This is a genomic window from Nocardia sp. NPDC058640 (assembly GCF_042716995.1).
Lineage (GTDB): Bacteria > Actinomycetota > Actinomycetes > Mycobacteriales > Mycobacteriaceae > Nocardia.
In genome coordinates, this window is record NZ_JBHXRG010000062.1 from 1 (window position 1) to 3,482 (window position 3,482).

The 3,482-nt window shown below is 65.7% G+C and carries 4 protein-coding genes; 2 read left to right on the top strand and 2 right to left on the bottom strand.

Annotated elements, in window-relative coordinates; translation table 11 throughout:
* The first annotated feature begins 197 nt into the window (after window positions 1-197).
* Window positions 198-998, top strand: coding sequence for a methyltransferase domain-containing protein (locus ACFWU5_RS28995; RefSeq protein WP_379247864.1), 801 nt, complete (start codon window positions 198-200; stop codon window positions 996-998).
* Here the strand turns inward: ACFWU5_RS28995 and ACFWU5_RS29000 are convergent, their stop codons facing one another.
* The gene (locus ACFWU5_RS29000; protein WP_379270065.1) at window positions 999-1,295 is read right to left on the bottom strand and encodes a hypothetical protein; all 297 of its coding nucleotides are present in this window, start codon (window positions 1,293-1,295) and stop codon (window positions 999-1,001) included. It lies immediately after the preceding gene.
* Between the two features lie 211 nt (window positions 1,296-1,506).
* Between ACFWU5_RS29000 and ACFWU5_RS29005 the strand changes: the two genes are divergently transcribed.
* Window positions 1,507-2,952, top strand: a complete 1,446-nt coding sequence (locus ACFWU5_RS29005; protein ID WP_379270067.1) for an aldehyde dehydrogenase — start codon at window positions 1,507-1,509, stop codon at window positions 2,950-2,952.
* A gap of 53 nt (window positions 2,953-3,005) precedes the next feature.
* On the opposite strand, the gene ACFWU5_RS29010 is transcribed toward ACFWU5_RS29005, so the two are convergent.
* Window positions 3,006-3,179 (bottom strand): hypothetical protein, encoded by a 174-nt coding sequence (locus ACFWU5_RS29010; RefSeq protein WP_379270069.1) that lies wholly within the window; start codon window positions 3,177-3,179, stop codon window positions 3,006-3,008.
* Window positions 3,180-3,482 lie beyond the last annotated feature (303 nt).

Consider the following 3,482-nt stretch of genomic DNA (forward strand, 5'->3'; position numbering starts at 1 on the left):
CCGCCGTTGCGTCCGAGGCGCAGCCTCCAGCAACGGTGGCTAACTCGCGGCCCCTCAGGGGCCGCGCTCGAGCGCGCCAGCGCTCCAAAACACAGCCCGTACAGCCTGGGACCACCAAAACCCTGAATCCCGCCCGGAATCCCCCCGAACCTCCCACCACCAACCGCACCCGAACGGGTAACCCATAAACTCTGCCCGTGTCGACCGCCACCCCGCCGAGAACCGAGCAGCCCGTCGCGCGCCGTGACCGATCCCGGTTCGCGCGCCGCGCCACCCTGCGTCGCTCGCTTCGCCTGCTCACCAGCTTCCGCTTCGAGCAGTCCGACCCGGCCCGCTTCTACGGCGGCATCGCCACCGACAGCGCCGAGCTGATCAGCGACTTCTACGCCGACATCACCGGCCGCGACCTCACCGGCACCGTGGTCCTGGACGTCGGCGGCGGCCCCGGATACTTCGCCGACGAGTTCACCGCCGTGGGCGCGCGGTATGTCTCGGTGGAGCCGGACCCGTCGGAGATGCACGCGGCGGGGCTGCGGGTGTCGGGTTCGGTGCGCGGGTCGGGCATGGCATTGCCGTTCCGGGACAACGCTTTCGACGTGTGCTTCTCGTCCAACGTCGCCGAGCACGTGCCGCAGCCGTGGCTCATGGCCGACGAGATGGTGCGGGTGACCAGGCCCGGCGGCCTCATCGTGTACTCGTACACGGTGTGGCACGGGCCTTTCGGCGGGCACGAGACCGGCCTGTGGCACTACCTCGGTGGCGAGTTCGCCGCGCGACGGTACCGACGCAAGCACGGACGCGAACCCAAGAACAGGTTCGGCAGGTCACTGTTCGCGGTGACGGCGGAAGACGGACTGCGCTGGGCGGCAACGACTTCCGCCGACGTGCGCACTATCTTTCCCCGTTACCACCCGAAGTGGGCCTGGTGGCTGGTCCGAATTCCGTTGGTCCGAGAGCTATTGGTGAGCAACCTGGTAGTGGTCGCTACCAAAGCTTGATCACGCCAGCCAGCTCAACCGCCGGGTCCGCCGAATCGGCTCGGGTAATACCCTGTCCCACGGCGATTCCTGAATCGCCAGGCCGACGGTCTCCAACGTGGTCAGGCCGACCTGATCGGCGAGCGCGCCGACCATCGCAACCGCCTCAGCGGCCTGGATAGCGGCAGTCGCCTGCTCGATCGTGAGTGTGCGGCCCGGCAGGAATGAGACAACCCATCCGCCACTGCCCACACTTTTCGCTTGATGGTCGGTCTGATCGCTGGTCATCAACGATCGGCCGATCACTTGCACAGCCATGAGTCGGTCTCCCCAATTCGCTGTTAATGTCCGATGAATCGAGCGAGCTGATCAGTAGCTAAAGCATCCCCTTTTCATCACCGGAACGCAATAGTGCGTTTCCCCGAATAGCGAACCGGCAGGTCGGAATTCGCAATCTTCACAGTCGTTGCGGCACAGCGAATTAGAACAGGTTGCAGACAATTCGACCGCACAACTGTAACGTGTTCTCATGCACTACGACAGTCTGTTCATCGGCGGTAAGTGGACCACCCCGGCCGGTAGTGACCGCATTTCGGTGATCTCCCCGGCAACAGAGGAGACCGTCGGCAGCGTGCCCGCGGTAACGAATGCCGATGTCGACGCGGCGGTGGCCGCGGCGCGCGACGCGTTCGACAGCGGGCCGTGGCCATCCACGCCCCCATTGGAACGAGCCGAGGTACTCACCAAGGTCGCCCGGCTGATCGAGCAGCGTTCGCCGGAATTGCTCGCCGCGCTCACCGCGGAGATGGGCGCGCCGACGTTAGCGGCCTTGACACTCAACCAGATTCCCGCCGTCGCGGCCTTGGACGCACTCGCCGAACTCGCGAAAACCTTCGCCTGGAACGAGACTCGAGTCGGCCTGTTCGGAACTTCGCGCGTATCACGGGAACCGCGCGGCGTCGTCGCCGCGATCACCGCCTGGAATGTCCCGTTGTTCCTCGCCGCGAACAAGCTCGGACCCGCGCTGTTGGCCGGCTGTACCGTGGTGCTCAAGCCGTCACCGCTCACGCCGTTGACCGCGAACATCCTCGCCGACATCTTCACCGAGGCCGGTCTGCCCGACGGCGTGCTCTCCGTGCTGCCCGCCGAGGCCGAGGCCAGTGAGTACCTCGCGGGCCATCCGGGCGTCGACAAGGTGACCTTCACCGGCAGCACGCCGGTCGGCCGGAAGCTGGCCGCGATCGCCGGCGAGCAGCTCAAGACCGTCTCGCTCGAGCTCGGCGGCAAGTCGGCCGCGATCGTGCTGCCCGATGTCGACCTGGCCGCCGGCATTCCCGTGCTCGCGTTCTCCGCGCTGATGAACAGTGGACAGGGTTGCGTCGCGCAGACGCGAATTCTCGCGCCGCGCAGTCGCTATGACGAGATCGTCGACGCATTGGTCGCGCATGTGAAGACCATGCAGACCGGCGATCCGACCGATCCCGCCACCCAGCTCGGGCCGCTGATCAGCGAAAAGCAGCGCGACCGCGTAGAGGGCTACATCGCCAAGGGCAAAGCAGAGGGCGCGCGACTGGTACTCGGCGGCGGCAGGCCCGCGGGTCTGGAGCGCGGCTGGTTCGTCGAGCCGACGATCTTCGCCGACGTCGACAACGCGAGCACCATCGCCCAGGAGGAGATCTTCGGCCCGGTGCTCTCGGTGATCCCGTACGAGACCGAGGACGAGGCCATCGCGATCGCCAACGACTCCGACTACGGCCTCGCCGGTTCGGTGTGGACCACCGATATCGACCACGGCGTCGAGGTCGCGGCACGAATCCGCACCGGCACCTTCGCGATCAACTGGTACGCCTTCGACCCGACCGCACCGTTCGGCGGCTACAAGAATTCGGGCATCGGCCGCGAAAACGGCCCGGAAGGACTCGACGCCTTCTGCGAACAGAAATCAGTCCTGATGCCGATGGGCTGGACCGAATAGCAGTCCTACGCGTGCACCCGCACTGACGCGTGCACATCATTCTGCTGGACCGGCTAGGGCATCAGTACCCGCAGCACCGGCTGCGCGGCCACCTCGCCCCGGGCGGGCAGGTCGACGACCTCGACCCGCCAGCCCGGCGGCAGAACCCGCTCCAGCTTGCCCGCCACCCGCTGCAGGGGCGTGCTCGAATAGGTGTCGGACTCGAATCCGGTCACCAGATCGGTCATGCGGCAAACCACCTCTCAGCGTCGATCTCGTCGGGATCATCCCCGCCGCCGCGGGGAGAACGTTGACCGCGTGGCGGTCCAGGAGTCTCGCAGGGGTTCAGCTCGAGAGGAATATAGGCGACAGTTCCGCTGTACGTTCCAGCGACTCTCTGACTTCGATAGATATACCCATAAAGAGTTCGCGGAAATCGTCCGACGCACAAAACGAAACCGCCCGTACCGAAAGGCGGGTTCACGCGGTCGTCGCAACACTCTCGATTGAGAGGTTGCGACGACCGTGTCGTTTTCAGAGGATATGGAACA